This window comes from Streptomyces sp. NPDC014623 (genome assembly GCF_043088245.1).
GTDB lineage: Bacteria > Actinomycetota > Actinomycetes > Streptomycetales > Streptomycetaceae > Streptomyces.
Map to the genome: position 1 here is coordinate 1 of NZ_JBIBZU010000016.1, position 15,906 is coordinate 15,906.

Here is a 15,906-nt window from a genome sequence, read left to right on the forward strand (position 1 = left end):
CGGAGGACCGGGCGGCCATTCTCCTGGAGCCATCAACGGCAAACACCCCATCAGCCACACCCGGTCCTCCCGGACCGCCCAACATTCTTAAGGACTGCCCCATGACTGACCGGCCCTTGACGCTCATGGCAGTACACGCCCATCCCGATGACGAGGCCACCAGCACCGGAGGGATCCTCGCGCGGTATGCGGCGGAAGGCATCCGCACGGTCCTCGTCACGTGTACCGACGGCGGTTGCGGTGACGGAACGGGGGGTGCCAAGCCGGGTGATCCCGGGCACGATCCGGCGGCCGTCGCCTCGGTACGCCGTCAAGAACTCGAGGCGAGCTGCGAGGTCCTGAAGGTCAGCGATCTGGAGATGCTGGACTACGCCGACTCCGGGATGATGGGCTGGCCGAGCAACGACGCCCCCGGATCCTTCTGGCGCACCCCCGTGGAGGAAGGCGCCGGCCGGCTCGCGGAACTCATGCGTCACTACCGACCCGATGTGGTCGTCACCTACGACGAGAACGGCTTCTACGGCCACCCCGACCACATCCAGGCCCACCGCATCACGATGGCGGCACTGGAGATGACCGCGCTGACACCGAAGGTGTACTGGACGACGATGCCCCGCTCGACGATGCAGCGGTTCGAGGAGGCCTTGCGCGAGTTCCAGGAGGACATGCCGGAGCCTGACCCTGCCGAAACCGCCGCGATGGCGGAGATCGGCCTCCCCGACGACGAGATCACCACGTGGGTGGACACCACCGCATTCAGTGGTCAGAAGTTCGATGCGCTGGCCGCGCACGCCAGTCAGGGCGAGAACATCTTCTTCCTCAAGATGGGCGAAGAGAGGTTCGGCGAGTTGATGGGCGTGGAGACCTTCGTACGTGTCAAGGACGCCACCGGCGCGGCCGTACCCGAGAACGACCTCTTCGCCGGCCTGCGCTGATCCGTCCGTCCGGCCGGGGCCGAGGCCGGGGGTCCATCAGCCGCACAACGCGATCGGGCGGGGCACACACCTGAAGACTTGTCCACGCGAGTTCCGCTCCGGCACCCCGTGGTCCGGGCCCTCGTCGACGGCGACGCCGAGGGCCCGGACCACGGGGCCGGCCCGCATGTCCAGGAGTCCCGCGCCTGTGCTCTCAGAAGATCAAGCGGAACAACACCACCACTGCCGACGGAACGACCAGCCCCTGCCTGGCGGTCAGGGGAACGGCGAACGGTCAGACCAGCAAGCCGATGTCGGCCGAGAAGACGGAGCCCGACGTCCGGTGTGACCGCGAGGTGAAGACCACTCCGGGTTGCGTCTTCAGCTCGCACAAGCCGGCATACGTCATGAGTGCCAGCAAATTCCCTGCGGCTGCCGCACACGCTCGGCTGATCCAGAACAAATGGCCCGGACACCACGGGCTGCGAGGCAGCAATCCGTTGGCCTTCCCGGCCGGCGTTGTCCTGGTGCCGGATCCGCCGGCGAGCACCAGGAGCATCGTCGACCACAACCGCGGCGTGATCTGCCCGACGTCATGGGAGCGCGGCTCTCTGACGACGATGTCGCCCGAACCCGGCGTGAAGGACGTGCCGAGCTGCTCCTTGCCGCCGAGTTGCCGCAGGAGGCGGGAAGCCGCGGTGGCAGCCGGGCCATGAGATCGGCGGGTCCGGCGAGTCGCGGCCCACGGCCGGAGCAGTTCCGGGTGACGGCGCCGCCTGCGCCGCCCTCCGGCCCGCCCGCGCAGAGTGATCACAGACCGGCCCGCTCGCACCGAAGCGGACCGCATGAAGCGCCCGGCCGTACCGGAGCGCCCCGGTGCGGCTTCGCCGTCTCCGGGCTCCGCGCGAAGGCCGCGTCAGAAGGGTGTCCGGCGGGGCTTCGCCGTACCACCCGGTGCCACACGGCCATCACGCCCCGCGCAGACCCCCTCAGACCGGGAACGGCACGGTTCCTGCCGGTCACGCTCCGAGGAGTGCGGCCGCGGTGGTGGAGGTCAGGGGCGGGCCCCTCTTCGTTCGCCCCCTTCTCCGTCCGGCCCGGACCTCATTCCTGAAAACGATTATCATCATGCTACGGTCGTCGCACGCCCGTCCCTTGACCTGCCCTTTACCCGGAGTGACCTCGTGCGCGTCCCGCCCCGTCCCCTGTTCCTCCCCGCGGTCCTCGTCGCCTCCGCCCTGCTCACCGGCTGCTTCGCACCGAAGGAAGCCACCGGCAGCGGCGAGGGCGAGCGCCTCCGCGTCGCGATGATGCAGCCGCCGCGCTCGGGCCTCTCCCCTCTCTCCGACGACGCCTTCAAGCTGTCCCGCTGGTCCACGGCGGAGACGCTCGTGAAGCTGAACCCGGACGGCGACGCCGAGCCCTCGCTGGCCACCGGGTGGAAACAGGCCGGCCGGAGCTGGACCTTCACCCTGCGCGAGGACGTCACGTTCCACGACGGCACCGGGCTGACCGCTGAGGCCGTCGTCCGTTCCCTCACCACGGCCGCTGGTGCCTCTCCCAAGCCGCGCATCCTCGACGGCGTCGACCTGACTGCGAGAAAGGGGGCCCCCGGCACCGTGGTCGTCACCACCGCCGAGGAGGACCCCCTGGTCCCGCAGCGGCTCAGTTCCCCTCAGCTGTCGGTCCTCGCGGCGAAGGCGTACGAGGGGAGAACGGTGGATCCCGTCGGTGCCGGCACAGGCCCCTTCGAGCTGACCGAGGTCAACGGCACCTCTTCCGCCACCCTTGACCGCTACGACGACTACTGGGGCGGTACGGCCAAGGCTCCCGGCATCGACGTGACGTTCGTGCCCGACGGCACCGCCCGCGCGGCCGCTCTGCGGAGCGGCGAGGCCGACATCGTCGAGGCGGTGCCCGTCTCGCAGGCCGCACTGCTGGACGAGGACCTGATCACCGAGGTCCCGATGCCGCGCACGAACACGCTGTACCTCAACACGGAGAAGGGCGCCTTCAAGGACCCGGCGCTGCGCGCCGCGGCCCGGGAGGCGGTCGACGCCGAGTCGATCGTGAAGGGCGTGTACGAGGGGAGAGCCGATGTGGCCGAAGGGCTGCTCGGGCCCGCCCTGCCGTGGGCGGCCGACCTGCGCGAGCCGGCGCGCCGTGCGACGCCGGGCGAACCGTCGGGCGAGAGCATCACCATCGGCACGTTCACCGACCGGGCCGAGCTGCCCGAAGTGGCCGCCACGCTGCAACAGCAGCTGGAGAAGGCGGGGTTCGAGGTGAAGCTGGAGGTCCGCGAGTACGCCAACATCGAGTCCGACGCCCTCGCGGGCGCGTTCGACGCGTTCATCCTCTCCCGGGCCACCGTCCTCGATTCCGGTGACCCGGCCGCATACCTCTACAGCGACTTCGCCTCCGACGGTTCGTTCAACATCCCCCAGCTCGCCGACCCGGCCGTGGACAAGGCCCTCGACAAGGCGGGCGCCACACCGACCGGTGACACCCGCCGCCGAGCCGTCGTCGAAGCCGAGGCAGCCGTACTCGCCACCGACGCGGCGGTGCCGATGCTTCACGAGCGTGTGATCCAGGGCGACGCCGCCGACGTGGCCGGCGCGGCCCACGACCCGCGCGAGCGCGAACTGATCACGCTGGACACCCACGTCAAGTGAGGCCGACCACAGCGGGGGTGACCCGCGCCTTCTCCCTCACCGCCGCACTGGCTGCTGTCGGCCTGCTGCCCTGGCTCTCCGGCCGGGACCCGGCTCTGACCGTGCTACGCGCCCGGTCCGCCGAACAGGAACCGACCGAGGAGGCCCTGTCCGCGATCCGCCAGGACCTCGGCCTGGACGCAGGACCGCTCTCTCTGCTCGGTGACTGGGCCACCGGGCTCCCGCACGGCGACTTCGGCACTTCCTGGGTGTCGGGGACGGACGTCCTGCCGTCCGTCATCTCCGGGCTCCAGGTATCACTGGGCCTGATGACCGCCGCGCTGGCGGTGGCGATGGTGCTGGCTGTGGCCCTGGTGGCACCCGTTCTCGTGCGTAACCGGGGATCAGCCGGGGCATTCGCCGCCATGGCCGCCGCCGTGCCCGAGTTCCTCCTGGCCACCGTGGCGCTGCTGGTGTGCGGAGTGTGGCTGGGGTGGCTGCCGACGTCCGGCTGGCAGGGGCCCGAATACGTGATCCTGCCCGCACTCGCGCTCGGCGTCCCCGCGGGCGGCCTGCTCGGGCGGCTCGTCGCGGACGCGCTGCCCGCCGTACTGGACGAACGATGGGTGGAGCTGTGGCGGGGAGCCGGGGTGAGCCGCACCCGGGTCTCGGCTGCGGCTCTGCGTCGCGTACTGCCGCCACTCGTACCGCAGTTCGGTATGGTCGCCGTCGGTCTGACAGGTGGCGCGGTCGCGGTGGAGACCGTCTTCGCGGTGCCGGGCATCGGACGCACCGCGCTGGGCGCGGCCAAGTCCCAGGACCTGCCGCTGCTCCAGGGAGCCGTCTTCGCCCTGCTCACCCTGGGCCTGGCCATCGGCGCGCTGGCCGCCCTCGTACGACGCCGGCTGCTGGGCCCGGCCCTGCTCGACGCCGGGCTGTCGCTGCCGCCGGCCCGCCCTGTCCGGGTACACCCTGCGGTCCCGGCCGCCCTCGGCGCCCTGCTGCTGGTCGCGGTCGTCTGGGGTCTGCTGCGCGACCCGTACGCGGTCGAAACCACAGCGCGGCTGGCCCCGCCCTCCTGGGCGAACCCGATGGGCACCGACGGACTGGGCCGTGACGTGCTGGCCCGGCTCGGCCACGGGGCCGCCTCGACGGTCGGTACGGCGGTTGCCGTGTGCCTGCTGAGCCTGGTGGTCGCACTGGTCCTCGGCTTCCTCCCCGGCATCGCCGCGGGCGCCGCCGACATCGCCAACGCCCTGCCGCCGGTGATCGTCGGCATCCTGGTCGCGGCGGTGGCCGGCCCCGGCACCGGCGGAGCGGCCCTCGCGGTCGCGCTGATCTCCTGGCCGCCCCTGGCCGCCCACGCGGCGGCGCTGGTGCAGGAGGTGCGGGCGTCCGCGTTCCTTACCGCCCAACGCGCCATAGGCGCACCACCGCTGTGGATCCTCACCCGGCACGTCCTGCCGTCCGTCGCAGCCCCGGTCGCCCGCCACGCCCTGCTGCGGCTGCCCGGCATCGCCCTCGCCCTGGCGTCCCTGGGATTCCTCGGCCTCGGCGCCCAGCCGCCCGCTCCCGAGTGGGGTCTGCTCCTCGACGAATCCCGCGCGTACGTGGAACGCGCACCCTGGGCAGCCCTCTCCCCGGCCGCCGCACTGGCCCTGCTGGCGGGACTGGCCGTGTCGGGCGCGGCATACGCGCAGGGCCGGGGAGGCAGGCACACGGCCGGCCGCACTGTACGGAAGGAGACCGCCCATGCAGTCCGAAGCACTGCTGTCGGTCCGTGACCTGCGGATCGCGTTCGGCGCCGTCGAGGCGGTGCGCGGGCTGACCTTCGACGTCCGCCCGCGCGAGGTTTTCGCCCTCGTCGGGGAATCCGGCGCGGGCAAGTCCCTCACCGCCCGGGCGCTGCTGGGCATGGTGCCGCGCGGCGCGACCGCCGGCGGCAGCGTGCGGTTGCGGGACTCCGGGGATCTCGTCGCCGAACGCGGACGCCGGATCACCCTCGTCCCTCAGGACGCCCTGTCCGCACTGTCCCCCGTCCACCCCGTCGGCGATCAGCTCGCCGCTGCCGTACGGTCGGTGCGGGGCCTGTCCCGCAGGGACGCGCGCGCCCGGGCCGTGGCGGCACTGGACCGGGTCGGTATCGCCGACGCCGCGCGCCGGGCACGGGCCTACCCCCATGAATACTCGGGCGGCATGCGACAACGCGCGGTGATCGCCATGGCGACGGTCAACGAGCCCGACGTCGTCGTGGCGGACGAGCCGACCACCGCGCTGGACGAGGAGCGCCGTGAGCAGGTTCTGCGGGTACTCGCCGAGCAGCGGGAAGCGGTCGGCGCCGCGCTGGTCCTCGTCACCCACGACCTGGGCGTCGTACGGGACCACGCGGACCGCGTGCTGGTGATGTACGCGGGGCGGGCGGCCGAACTGGGCACGGTCCGGCAGGTCCTGGACCGCCCGCGCGCCCCGTACACGGCGGGCCTGCTGGCCTCGCTCCCGCAGGAAGGCCTCAGACGCCGCCGGCTGCCGGTGCTCGGCGGCGCCCCGCCCGCCCCGGACGCCCTCGGGCCGGGATGCGCCTTCGCGCCGCGCTGCCCACTGGCGACGGTCTCCTGCCGCGACCGCGAACCCGAACCGCAGACCGTGGGCGGCCGCCTGGTCGCCTGCCATCACGCCGCCGACGTGCCCGACCCTCTCCGGGAGTTCGTGTGAACCACCCCCTGCTGGACGTCCACGGCCTTGTCGTCCGCTACGGCCCGGTGACCGCCGTGGACCACGTCTCGTTCGCACTGGACGCCGGTGAGACCCTTGCTCTCAACGGACCTTCCGGGTGCGGCAAGTCCTCCACGGCCCTCGCCGTACTCCAGCTGCGCCGGCCCGACGCCGGGAGGGTGCACTTCGAGGGGCGGGAGCTGACGTCCCTGACCGAACGCGAACTGCGCCCGCTGCGCCCGCGCATGCAGCCGGTCTTCCAGGACCCTTACGGGTCGCTCAGCCCCCGCCACCGCGTCCACGACGCGGTGGCGGAGCCGCTGAAGGTGCACGGCAGGTGGGACCCGGCCGGCGGACCCGCCCGCGTGGCCGAACTGCTCGACCGGGTCGGCCTCGACCCGTCGTGCGGGGACCGCCGTCCGCATGAGCTCTCCGGCGGCCAGTGCCAGCGGGCCGGAATCGCCCGCGCCCTCGCCTCCGGACCGCGGCTGCTCGTCCTCGACGAACCGGTGTCGGCACTCGACGCGTCCGTGCGGGCCGGCGTGCTGAACCTGCTCGCCGATCTCCAGGACGAGCTGGGCCTCGGTTACCTGTTCATCTGCCACGACCGCGCGGTCGTACGGCACTTCGCGGACCGGGTGATCGAGATGCGGGACGGGCGGATCGTCCCCGCTTGAGGACCGCGCCGAGGCTGAGCGGGCAGCCGTGAGCTTCGAGGAGATCATTCCGAGCTCCTCGAAGCTCACCCGGACCATGGAGAAGTGGCGCGCCCGCACGTACACAGCGCCGGTCTCCCCGGCGCGTCCGTACAGGCCGGAAACGCCGTGATCTCGCTGTCCGCGGAGGAGGGTGCACACGCCTGCCCCGTCTTCGGGCACCGGCGTCACCGGTCTCCCGGGCAGGGACGTCAGCCGTGCCCACAGCGGGGGCCGAGGGCGGCGTCCCCCTGCCTGCCTGCTGCACCGTCACCGTCACCGTCACCGTCACCGTCACCGTCACCGTCACCGTCACCGTCACCGTCACCGTCACCGTCACCGTCACCGTCACCGTCACCGTCACCAGGAGCATCAGCTCTTCGGGACTGCTCATTCGCGCCGGCCTTTGCCGTTCTTGTCGGCCCTGCGACAGGCTCTCAAGGGCCGGGGGTCCCTGAGACAGGCTCTCAGGGACCGGGGGCACTGCCTCGGGACGGCCGTCGCCTGTCCCGGGTGGTCAAGCCAGGAGGTGAACGAGGCTGCGGTTGAGTGCGCTGCCGGGGCGACCGGTCAGCTCCTCCCAAGTGCCTTCCTCGGTGACGCGCCCGGCGTCGATGACCGCTATGCGGTCGCACCGGCGGATGGTGGCACGGCGATGGGCGATGACAACGGTCGTGCGCCCCTCCTGGTGCAGTGCCGTGGCGAGTCGGGCGTCGCTCTCGTTGTCCAGGTGGGCGGTGGACTCGTCCAGGATCAGGACTCTCGGCTGCGTCAGGAGCGCGCGGGCGAGGGCGATGCGGGCTCGCTGGCCTCCGGAGAGGGTGGCTCCGCGCTCAGCGACCAGCGTGTCCATCGCGGCGATCCGGTCGGCTCCGCACAGACGGGCCGTTTCGGCGAGGAGGTCGTCTTCGGCCTCGGGAGCGGTGAGCCGGAGGTTGTCGGCGAGCGTGCCGTGGAAAAGAGGTGTCTCCTGTCCGACCAGCGCTACGGTCCGCCGGAATTCGGCGTCGTCCACCTCGCGTACGTCGATCGGGGTCCCTTCGGAAGGTATCAGCTCTACCGAGCCCGCAGCCGGGTCCCAGAAACGTGCCAGGAGGTGGGCGCATGTCGACTTCCCGGCACCCGAGGCGCCGACCAGGGCAAGCGTCTGTCCCGCTGGAACGGTCAGGTCGATGCCGTCCAGCACAGGACCGCCGCCGTAGTCGAACCTCACCCCGTGCAACCGGACGCCCAGGGGGCCGGGGGGAAGCGGGCGAGGGGAGGCCGGCGGCGGGGCGAGGGCCGGAGCCTTCACCGCGGCTCCCACACGGGAGGCGGCGGCGCGCAGGGACACCGCCTGGCTCAGGGACCGGGCGGACTCCGCGACGGGGCCGAGGACAGCGAGGGCGAGGGCCATCGCTGCGGGCGCCCACGCTCCGTGCAGCCGCCCCGAGGTCACGGACTGCGCCACCACGGCCACCACCCCGAGGACGGCCACCACGATGAGAAGGTCGCGGACCGCGGCAGCCAGGGCCTCCCAGGTCGCTTCGAGGCGTTGGGCGTCGCCCACCCGGCGTCCGCGTTCCGCCAGTCGGCGTCGTCGGCTGTCGAGGGCGCCGAAGGCCAGCAGTTCCCGCAGTCCGTCAACGGCCTCGACGGCATCGGCCGACAGTTCGGCGCCGGCCTGCCGCGTGCGGGCACCACGCTTCGCGCGACCGCGTGCTTCGGCGAAAGGAGCCAGGGTGAGCAGAGCCGCGATCGGCAGCACGGCGGCCAGCAGCCACGGCTCGACCGTGGCGAGCACTGCCGTACCGGCGGTGAAGACCGTGCCCGAAGCGAGGAGCTGGGCGGTGGTGTGGGCGTAGAAGAACTCCAGCGCCTCCACGTCGGCCATCGCGGTGGTGGCGAGATCCCCGCTGCGCCGGCCTGCGACCCGGGCGGGCGCGCTGCGGGCGAGTCCGTCGAAGACACGTACGCGCAGTGCGGCGAGAACCCTGTAGGCCAGGTCGTGCGAGAGGTCCATCTCACGCCAGGTCATCAGTGTCCGCAGGAGGACCAGGGCCACGATCACGCCGACGATGCCGGAGGACGGTGCCCTGCCCTCGATCACGGCCGTCCCCACGGTGTGCGCAGCCGACGTCAGCAGCGCGACGAGGGAGCCCTGTTCGAGGAGTGCGGCGGCGCACGTGCGGGCCGTCATGACCCGGTGCCCGGCAAGGGCGGGGAGCAGGGCGCGAAGCGCACCGCGCTCGGGCACGCTCGTGCCGGTGGCCGGGGTGTCCGTGTCGTTGCTCATGCGGCGAGTTCCTCGGAGTGGGTGCGGCCGGCCTCGACGAGCCGTGCGTAGACGCCCCCGGCCCCGGCGAGCCCGGCGTGTTGACCGATGGCTTCGACACGTCCGGCGTCGAGGACGACGATGTGGTCGGCGTGCTGGACGGCGGCCAGCCGGTGGGCGATCACGAGGACGGTCCGATCGCGGGTGGCGTTCGCCAGTTCGCGGACGATGTCCGCTTCGCGGCGTTCGTCGACCGAACTCGTCGCCTCGTCGAGGACGAGCACCCGGGCGTCCGTAAGCAGGGCACGGGCGAGTGCGAGCCGCTGTCGTTGGCCGCCGGAGAGGGTGGCGCCGCGTTCGCCGAGGACGGTGGCGTAGCCGTCGGGCAGGGCTGTGATCTCGTCGTGGATACCCGCGGTGCGCGCCGCCGCCGTCACCTCGTCGTCCGTGGCGTCCGGCCGGGCCAGGCGCAGGTTGCCGGCGATGGTGGCATGGAAGAGGTACGTCTCCTGCGACACCACGGCGATGCCCTGCCGGAGTGCTTCGAGGGAGTAGTGGGCGGTGCTGCGCCCGTCGAGGGTGATCCGGCCTTCGTCGGGGTCGTGGTGACGCAGGAGCAGGGCGAGCAGTGTGGACTTGCCTGCGCCGGACGGGCCGACGATCGCGGTGGTGCGTCCCGCCGGGGCGGTGAAGGAGACGCCGTGGAGGGAGGGCTCCGGTGCGCCGTCGTAGGTGAACCTGACGTCTTCGAAGCGGAGCGCCGGAGGTGCAGGCCGGTGGATGGATGCCGTTCCGGTGTCCCGGACCGCTGGTTCGGCGGTGCGCAGGGCCGCGATCCCGTCCGCGGCCGAGGCACCCAGGTAACCGGCGTGCCATTCGCGAGCGAGGTCGCGGACCGGCCGGAAGCACTCGGCAGCCAGTAGCAGCACCAGATAGGTGCCGGTTGCCGTGGTGGATCCGCTGACGGCTGACCAGCAGCCGAGGAGTGCCGCGGCAGCGGTGCCGCCCTGGATGGCGAGGTCGGTGATGCCGGTGTCGACCAGGGAGACGCGCAGTTTCGCGACGGTCGCCCTGTGGAGCGCCCTCGATCGCTTCTCCAGGCGTTCGCGGGTACGGCCGACCGCGCCGGCGGCGCGGAGAGCGGGCATGCCTTGCAAGGCTTCCAGATAGTCGGCGCCCAGTCCTTCGTACGTGTCCCAGTGCTCCTTGCCGCGAGTGGCCAGGAGCCGGTCCCAGGCGCGCGGGCCGAACAGGGCCAGCAGCAGCGCCGGTACGAGGCCGAGCAGCGCCATCGGTTCCACCACGGCCAGTACGGCGAGCACCAGGGGCGGCACGGTCAGGGCGATCAGGAGCTGGGGCAGGTAGCGGGAGACATAGGCGTCGACGCCCTCCACTCCGTCTACGAGGGTGGTGCGTACGGCTCCGGCGCGCGCGGTGCTCAGATGCGCGGGCCCCAGCCGCCCCAGGTGCGCGAGAAGCTCGTCCCGCAGAGCCACCCTCGCCTCCGCTCCGGCGCGGGTGGCGGTGCGCCGCTGCCAGGTGCTGAGTCCGGCTCGGACCGCGACAACGAACAACACGGTGGGGAGCAGCCAGGGAAGCTGTGTCGTGTGGCCGCGGGCGAGGCCTGCCAGCGCGACGGCGAGCAACACGGCCTGTGCCAGGTGGGTGAGGGTGACGGCCCCCTGGAGGAGACTGGCGGTGAGCAGCGGCCGCCGTACGCGGCGGGCGGCACGGCGCAGTTCGGGGTGGACGATCACGGGGTGTTCTCCTCGTCTGCGTGGAGGGTGCCGAGGGCCAGTGCGTGGACGACCCAGTCCCGGCCGGGTGTGGCACCCAGCGCGGCCCCGAGGTCCGCCTGTTGCCAGGAGCCGACGGGCCGGGCAGCCACACCGTGGTGTCGGGCGGTGACGTGGGCCAGATGGACAGCGAAGCCGGCCCGCAGGTGAGCGCGGCGGATGTGCGGCTCGTCGGCGTCCTGAGGACAACCGATGGCGAGCAGGACGGCACCCGCGTCCGCGATCCATGCCTGGCCGGCGGCCCAGACCGCGAGCGTGGGCCGGGCCTCCCCCACGGCGAACCGTCGCAGGGTCCTGCCGTCGGTGCCCAGCTCCATCAGGCCGGGCCGCGGGGGGCCGACGGCCACGCACCAACGCAGGTCGCTGCCGCCCGCGCGGGTGGCAGCGGTGAGAACCGCCCGTAAGGCCTCCGGGGCCGGCCTGCCCGGCAGCGGCGGCGGTGCGCTGCGACGGGCCAGCAGCTCCTCGGGAGCCGGGGGCCTCTCCGGCGGCTGAGAACCCACGGGGGCCCCGGGGGCAGGGAGGGACGGGGCGATCCGTAGGAAGGCGAGGGGGAGCTCGGCTTCTCCGTCCAGGTGGAGTTCGGGTGCGGTCATACCCAGGGCACGAGCCGCGAGGAACAGCGCGGCGGCGGCGTGCCCGGCGTCGAGGAGGAGCAGCGGCCAGGCACGGTGGCCGTAGTGGGAGATCGTGCGACGTGCGGTGACTGAAAGTTCGGCCCTGATCCCCGGCGGCGCGGTATCGGTTCGCCCGCCGAGAAAGTGCACGTGGTCGCGCAGTGGGTCGTAGCCGTAGCGCCCGGGCGGAAGAGGGCATCCCGCGCCCAGGACGAGTTCGGTGTCCACCGGGTGCAGTGCTCCGGCGGAGGGTGCGGGCCGCAACCGGCCGGAGCCGTCCGAGGCACGCAGCGAAAGGCGCAGCAGGGCTCTCAGGTCAAGGTCCGCGGGGCCCGCCTCGGGGACCGTCTGCGGCCGTCCCGGCCAGGCCGGGACGGCGGGCCCCGCAGGTGTGTCCGGGGAAGGAGGCCTGGGCGAGCGGGCGTGGGCGAGAGCGGTCGCGAGGCCCTTCGGACGGTTCTGATCGAGGTGGTGCACGGGGTTCCTCACATGTGGGGCGGAGGCGCCAGCGTGAAATCTTCCGGTGCGCCCGGGGCGTTCGTCCGCCAGCCCCGTCGCACGGCTGCTTCGGCGAGCCGCGGGCAGCCGAAGTATCCGAAGGCCGCCGGGGCGTTGGGGAGGAGCCCGGATACGAGGACCCGGGCCACTCTCAGAGAGGTCTCGGCCACGTCCTCGGTGGTCAGGTCGAAGGTCATGACACGATGACCGCCCGCGTGCAGTGCCTTCTCCAGCCGCTCACGGCTGCCGGGCTCGATCGCGTCGACGGGCACGGTCCGGCGGGCGGGTTCGGTGAACCGCCGGGTCTCGGCCGTCATCCGTTCGTCCAGCCAGACCTGGACGTGGGCTCCCAGGTCCCGTACGTGTTCGAACTGCTCACCGCACGCGTCGAGGTAGCGTCCGTCGGCGCGGTGCTCCAGGTAGAGCCCACGGGCGAGCAAGCCGGCCTCGACGGCTTGGAAGACCCAGCCGTCGGAGTCGGTCAGGCCCTGTGTGAAGACCCAGGTATGGACCGCTTCCAGTACCGCCTTGCGGGCGGCTTCGGCGGGGTCGTACTTGCAGGCGAACCCGGCTGCGTACAGACCGAGAGCCGGGTCGTGGACGAGCGCGGCGACGCACGGGGCGAACTCCGACTCCATCTCGACCAGATGGACGTCCAGCGCGGATCCGGCCAGGTCGTCCATGAGGCCGGGCACGCTGGCCGCGTCGATGCCGCGGGCCGGTCCGTCGAGGTGCCACCACAGTTCCAGGGCGTCGCGTTCGACGACCTCCAACAGCCCGCGTTCGACAGCATCGTCGAATCCCTGCCCGGTGGCTATGCCCGCGTAGTTGAGGTGGTGGGTACGCGGCAGCTCCCGCAGGTCGCCTTGGCGCCAGTTGAGGTGGGTGAGGGCGACGGGCGCCCAGACCTCCGTGGTCCGTCCGTCCGGCAACCGCTCGGTGCCGCGGGTCCACAGGGAAGGAGTGTCCTCGGCGAGTCGGCGGTAGGGGAACTTGGCCCTCGTGTACTGCCACGGCGCGTACACGGGCAGCTCATCGGGACCGTAGAGCCGCAGGCCCCTCTGAGCCAGCTCGGCGGCGGTGGCGCGCAGAGGGGCATCGGGGTGACCGGGCGGCGGCACGCGGTTACCGCAGTACCGTTCGATCCCTTCGGCTATCGCAGCGATTCTCGCTTGCTCGGGGTCTTGGAAGGTGGTCCCCAGGGACACCCGGTCAGCGGGCCACAAGCCCAGTTTCCGGGCGTCGGCTATCTCGGCCGTGAGTGCCGTGTAGCGGGGCGGGGCACCCGCGGGGTGCTCGACGGGCTTGACCTTGCGGACGATGCCGCAGACGGGGTCGACGAGAGCTTCCAGCGGCAGCGCCGTCATCGCAGGATCTCCTTGGTGGGATCGACGGACGAGGGAGGGGAGGGAAGGACGTGCAGACTCAGCGAGACACTCGGCGGGTCGACTGCTCGCCGGGAGGCGAGCAGCCGGTCAGCGGTCATCGGGTCGCCCCCGGTGTGGGGGTTGCGCGCGTGGGCCGGGAAATGGTGTCCGGCGATCTCGAGCCGCAGCCGCGTGCCGGCCGTCAGCCGGCGGGCGAGACGCCCGAGCCCGATGGTGAACTCCCCGCTGCCGGCCGCTCTTTCCTCGCGCCGGAGAATGCCGACGGCAAGGGGCTCGGCGGTTCCTTCCGGTGCGAGGGCGACGAGGCGGGCGGCCCAGTCGGCGGACGGGGTGTCGGCGGTGGCCCGCAGGCGTACACGCACGGGCCCGACGGCGTCGAGCGGGCGCGGCAGCGGCCGGGTGACCAGCACACAACGGTCGGGGGGGTCCCCCTCGGGCACGGTGAGGTCGTCGGAACGGACGGGGCGGTCGGGGTCGGCGGTGAAGACGGAGCCATGGAGCAGCCGCAGCCGCTGTGCGGCCGGCGCGCCCTCGGTGCCGGCGGGCAGCCAGAGGTCACCGCCGCCCAGCGCCACCGCGCCATGGTGCCCGGGAGTGAGGTCGCCGCCCAGGGCACGGAGTACCCAACGCGCGTACAGTTCGCCGAGGCTCACGCGGTGCGCGGGACCTGCGTCAGGTCCGGGCGCGGTGACGAGACCGTGTCCCCACGGGCCCAGCAGCAAGCGGGCCGAGGGCCCGGCCCAGGCGCGCCACAGGGCGACGGTGTCCTCGGTGAAGTGGTCGTGGTGGCCTCCGACCGCGAGCAGCGGGATGCCGGCGTGGGCGGCCCGGGAGGTGAGACGGCCGCGATCGTCACGCCGCCACAGACCCGCCCAGGAAGGCAGGTTCCGGCCCAGCCGCTCGGGGAGGCCGGTGAGCGGCAGGTGGTGCAGCAGACCGGGATCCGCCGCCAGGGCCCTCTCCAGCGCGCGTTCGTCGGAGTCCCGCCGGTCTCCGTGGGCAGCCCACCACCCGGCGCGGGCCAGCAGCTTCTCCGTACCGGAGGGTTCACGCGCAGTCTCCGTGGCACCGAGGGCGGGCACGGCGGCGATGACAGCGCTCGGCCGGTCTTCCCCGTGTGCTTCGAGGGCGAGGGAGAGAGCGCAGTAGGCGGCGTAGGAGGCGCCGACGGCGACATACCGCCCGTCGCTCCAGGGCTGTCGACGGATCCATCGGGCTGCCGCCGCCCCGTCGGCTGCCTCGTTCTGGTACGGGCACCACTTCCCCGGCGACGCGAATCGGCCCCGCACGTCCTGGACGACGGCGGCGAACCCTCTGCGTGCCCAGCCCCGCGCCTCGGCCAGGTGCCGGGCACGGTCGTAAGGAGTACGGATGAGGACGGCGGGAAAGGGGCCGGCGCCGCCGGGCAGACACACATCCGTGGCGAGGCCTTCGACGGTCGGACGGAGGACCGTCATCTGTCCTTCTTCGGCATGCGCGCGACATCGGGTACCGGCAGGACCGGGTGCTCGGTGACGGTCAGCGTGCGCAGGTCCACCTGCCGGATCCTGCGCCGTGCCGGGAAACCGGCCGTGTCGGGGGCGCCGGTGGCCCACCGGCTGAGGTCGTCGGCGAGCAGGGCCGCGAGCAGCGCGGCGGCGGGGACGGTGAGCCGGACGGGCACGCCGGAGGCCCGGGGCCCGCTCCAGTATGCGGACAGCTCGCGGTGGGCGGGGGTGGCGGCGAGCCGGCGGGCACGGACGTGAGCCGCCGTGACGTCTTCGGGAGTGGAAGCGAGGGGCTCGACGTACGCCTGCCAGCCCTCATGGTGGCAGCGCAGCCAGGCCACCCCGTGCTCCGGCAGCCGGTCGGCGGCGTCCCACAGCCCGTCGGGGACGGGCCCGTCGAGACACCACACGACGGCGGCGGGATTTCCTTCGAGGAGGCCCTCGATACCTGGCGGCGATACGTCGTCGGCGGTCACGGCGGTGGTCGTCGTCCGCGGCTCGGCGCCCAGTGAGGCGAGGTGCGCGGCGAGCGGTTCGGTCAGGGCCGCGGCGCCCAGCAGCCGTACGTGCCGACGGGCAGCGGGCCACTTCGGACGTTCGGGTTCCTCCACCAGATACCCAGCCTCCGCGAAGGCTCGTACGACGCGCACGAGTTCGTCGCCTTCCGGGACCGCGCCGGCACCGGAGAGCAGGGAGAGCAGGGTGTCCTGGTCCTCGTCCCGTGTCCGGACGCTGAGGAACTCCCCGTCAGCGGTGCGCACTGCGAGATTCCGCCCTGGCACGGCGACGACCTCGACACCGGGTGCGAGCTGGTTGCGGGACACGATGTTCCTCCTGACGACAGGTACGCGGGAAGGGGCGTGGGCCCGCCCGAAAGGCAACGGGCGGACCCAC

Annotated in this window: 13 protein-coding genes; 7 read left to right on the forward strand and 6 right to left on the reverse strand. The window is 72.8% G+C overall.

Going from position 1 to position 15,906, the window contains the following annotated elements; all coding sequences use genetic code 11:
• The first annotated feature begins 101 nt into the window (after window positions 1-101).
• From ACF1FZ_RS24190 to ACF1FZ_RS24220, 7 genes are all read left to right on the forward strand, one after another.
• The gene (locus ACF1FZ_RS24190; RefSeq protein ID WP_391775483.1) at window positions 102-935 is read left to right on the forward strand and encodes a PIG-L family deacetylase; all 834 of its coding nucleotides are present in this window, start codon (window positions 102-104) and stop codon (window positions 933-935) included.
• A 290-nt stretch (window positions 936-1,225) separates the two neighbouring features.
• The gene (locus ACF1FZ_RS24195; RefSeq protein ID WP_391775484.1) at window positions 1,226-1,630 is read left to right on the forward strand and encodes a hypothetical protein; all 405 of its coding nucleotides are present in this window, start codon (window positions 1,226-1,228) and stop codon (window positions 1,628-1,630) included.
• Between the two features lie 468 nt (window positions 1,631-2,098).
• A complete protein-coding gene (locus tag ACF1FZ_RS24200) occupies window positions 2,099-3,586 on the forward strand; it encodes an ABC transporter substrate-binding protein (RefSeq protein ID WP_391775485.1) in 1,488 nt (495 codons plus the stop codon).
• Window positions 3,583-5,349: an ABC transporter permease subunit gene (locus tag ACF1FZ_RS24205; protein WP_391775486.1), complete on the forward strand. Its 1,767-nt coding sequence runs from the start codon at window positions 3,583-3,585 to the stop codon at window positions 5,347-5,349. Before ACF1FZ_RS24200 ends, ACF1FZ_RS24205 begins: the two co-directional genes overlap by 4 nt.
• Window positions 5,318-6,277 (forward strand): ABC transporter ATP-binding protein, encoded by a 960-nt coding sequence (locus tag ACF1FZ_RS24210; protein ID WP_391775487.1) that lies wholly within the window; start codon window positions 5,318-5,320, stop codon window positions 6,275-6,277. Before ACF1FZ_RS24205 ends, ACF1FZ_RS24210 begins: the two co-directional genes overlap by 32 nt.
• Window positions 6,274-6,954, forward strand: coding sequence for an ATP-binding cassette domain-containing protein (locus ACF1FZ_RS24215; RefSeq protein WP_391775488.1), 681 nt, complete (start codon window positions 6,274-6,276; stop codon window positions 6,952-6,954). The genes ACF1FZ_RS24210 and ACF1FZ_RS24215 overlap by 4 nt, the downstream gene beginning before the upstream one ends.
• A gap of 236 nt (window positions 6,955-7,190) precedes the next feature.
• Entirely contained in the window at window positions 7,191-7,430 is a 240-nt protein-coding gene (locus ACF1FZ_RS24220; RefSeq protein WP_391775489.1) for a hypothetical protein, read from the forward strand.
• Between the two features lie 59 nt (window positions 7,431-7,489).
• On the opposite strand, the gene ACF1FZ_RS24225 is transcribed toward ACF1FZ_RS24220, so the two are convergent.
• Genes ACF1FZ_RS24225 through ACF1FZ_RS24250 form a run of 6 tightly spaced genes read right to left on the reverse strand, consistent with a single transcriptional unit; the run spans window position 7,490 to window position 15,836 of the window.
• A complete protein-coding gene (locus tag ACF1FZ_RS24225; RefSeq protein ID WP_391775490.1) occupies window positions 7,490-9,247 on the reverse strand; it encodes an ABC transporter ATP-binding protein in 1,758 nt (585 codons plus the stop codon).
• A complete protein-coding gene (locus ACF1FZ_RS24230) occupies window positions 9,244-10,983 on the reverse strand; it encodes an ABC transporter ATP-binding protein/permease (protein ID WP_391775491.1) in 1,740 nt (579 codons plus the stop codon). The genes ACF1FZ_RS24225 and ACF1FZ_RS24230 overlap by 4 nt, the downstream gene beginning before the upstream one ends.
• Window positions 10,980-12,116, reverse strand: a complete 1,137-nt coding sequence (locus tag ACF1FZ_RS24235; protein WP_391775492.1) for a SagB/ThcOx family dehydrogenase — start codon at window positions 12,114-12,116, stop codon at window positions 10,980-10,982. The genes ACF1FZ_RS24230 and ACF1FZ_RS24235 overlap by 4 nt, the downstream gene beginning before the upstream one ends.
• An 8-nt stretch (window positions 12,117-12,124) precedes the next feature.
• The gene (locus ACF1FZ_RS24240; protein ID WP_391775493.1) at window positions 12,125-13,504 is read right to left on the reverse strand and encodes a YcaO-like family protein; all 1,380 of its coding nucleotides are present in this window, start codon (window positions 13,502-13,504) and stop codon (window positions 12,125-12,127) included.
• The gene (locus ACF1FZ_RS24245) at window positions 13,501-14,982 is read right to left on the reverse strand and encodes a CocE/NonD family hydrolase (protein WP_391775494.1); all 1,482 of its coding nucleotides are present in this window, start codon (window positions 14,980-14,982) and stop codon (window positions 13,501-13,503) included. Before ACF1FZ_RS24245 ends, ACF1FZ_RS24240 begins: the two co-directional genes overlap by 4 nt.
• Entirely contained in the window at window positions 14,979-15,836 is an 858-nt protein-coding gene (locus tag ACF1FZ_RS24250) for a hypothetical protein (protein ID WP_391775495.1), read from the reverse strand. Before ACF1FZ_RS24250 ends, ACF1FZ_RS24245 begins: the two co-directional genes overlap by 4 nt.
• Window positions 15,837-15,906: the final 70 nt, after the last annotated feature.

Coding starts and splice junctions, on each gene's coding strand:
- ACF1FZ_RS24225 (WP_391775490.1), bottom strand. CDS start 9,247: ATGAGCAACGACACGGACACCCCGGCCACCGGCACGAGCGTGCCCGAG.
- ACF1FZ_RS24245 (WP_391775494.1), bottom strand. CDS start 14,982: ATGACGGTCCTCCGTCCGACCGTCGAAGGCCTCGCCACGGATGTGTGT.
- ACF1FZ_RS24190 (WP_391775483.1), top strand. CDS start 102: ATGACTGACCGGCCCTTGACGCTCATGGCAGTACACGCCCATCCCGAT.
- ACF1FZ_RS24240 (WP_391775493.1), bottom strand. CDS start 13,504: ATGACGGCGCTGCCGCTGGAAGCTCTCGTCGACCCCGTCTGCGGCATC.
- ACF1FZ_RS24210 (WP_391775487.1), top strand. CDS start 5,318: ATGCAGTCCGAAGCACTGCTGTCGGTCCGTGACCTGCGGATCGCGTTC.
- ACF1FZ_RS24195 (WP_391775484.1), top strand. CDS start 1,226: ATGTCGGCCGAGAAGACGGAGCCCGACGTCCGGTGTGACCGCGAGGTG.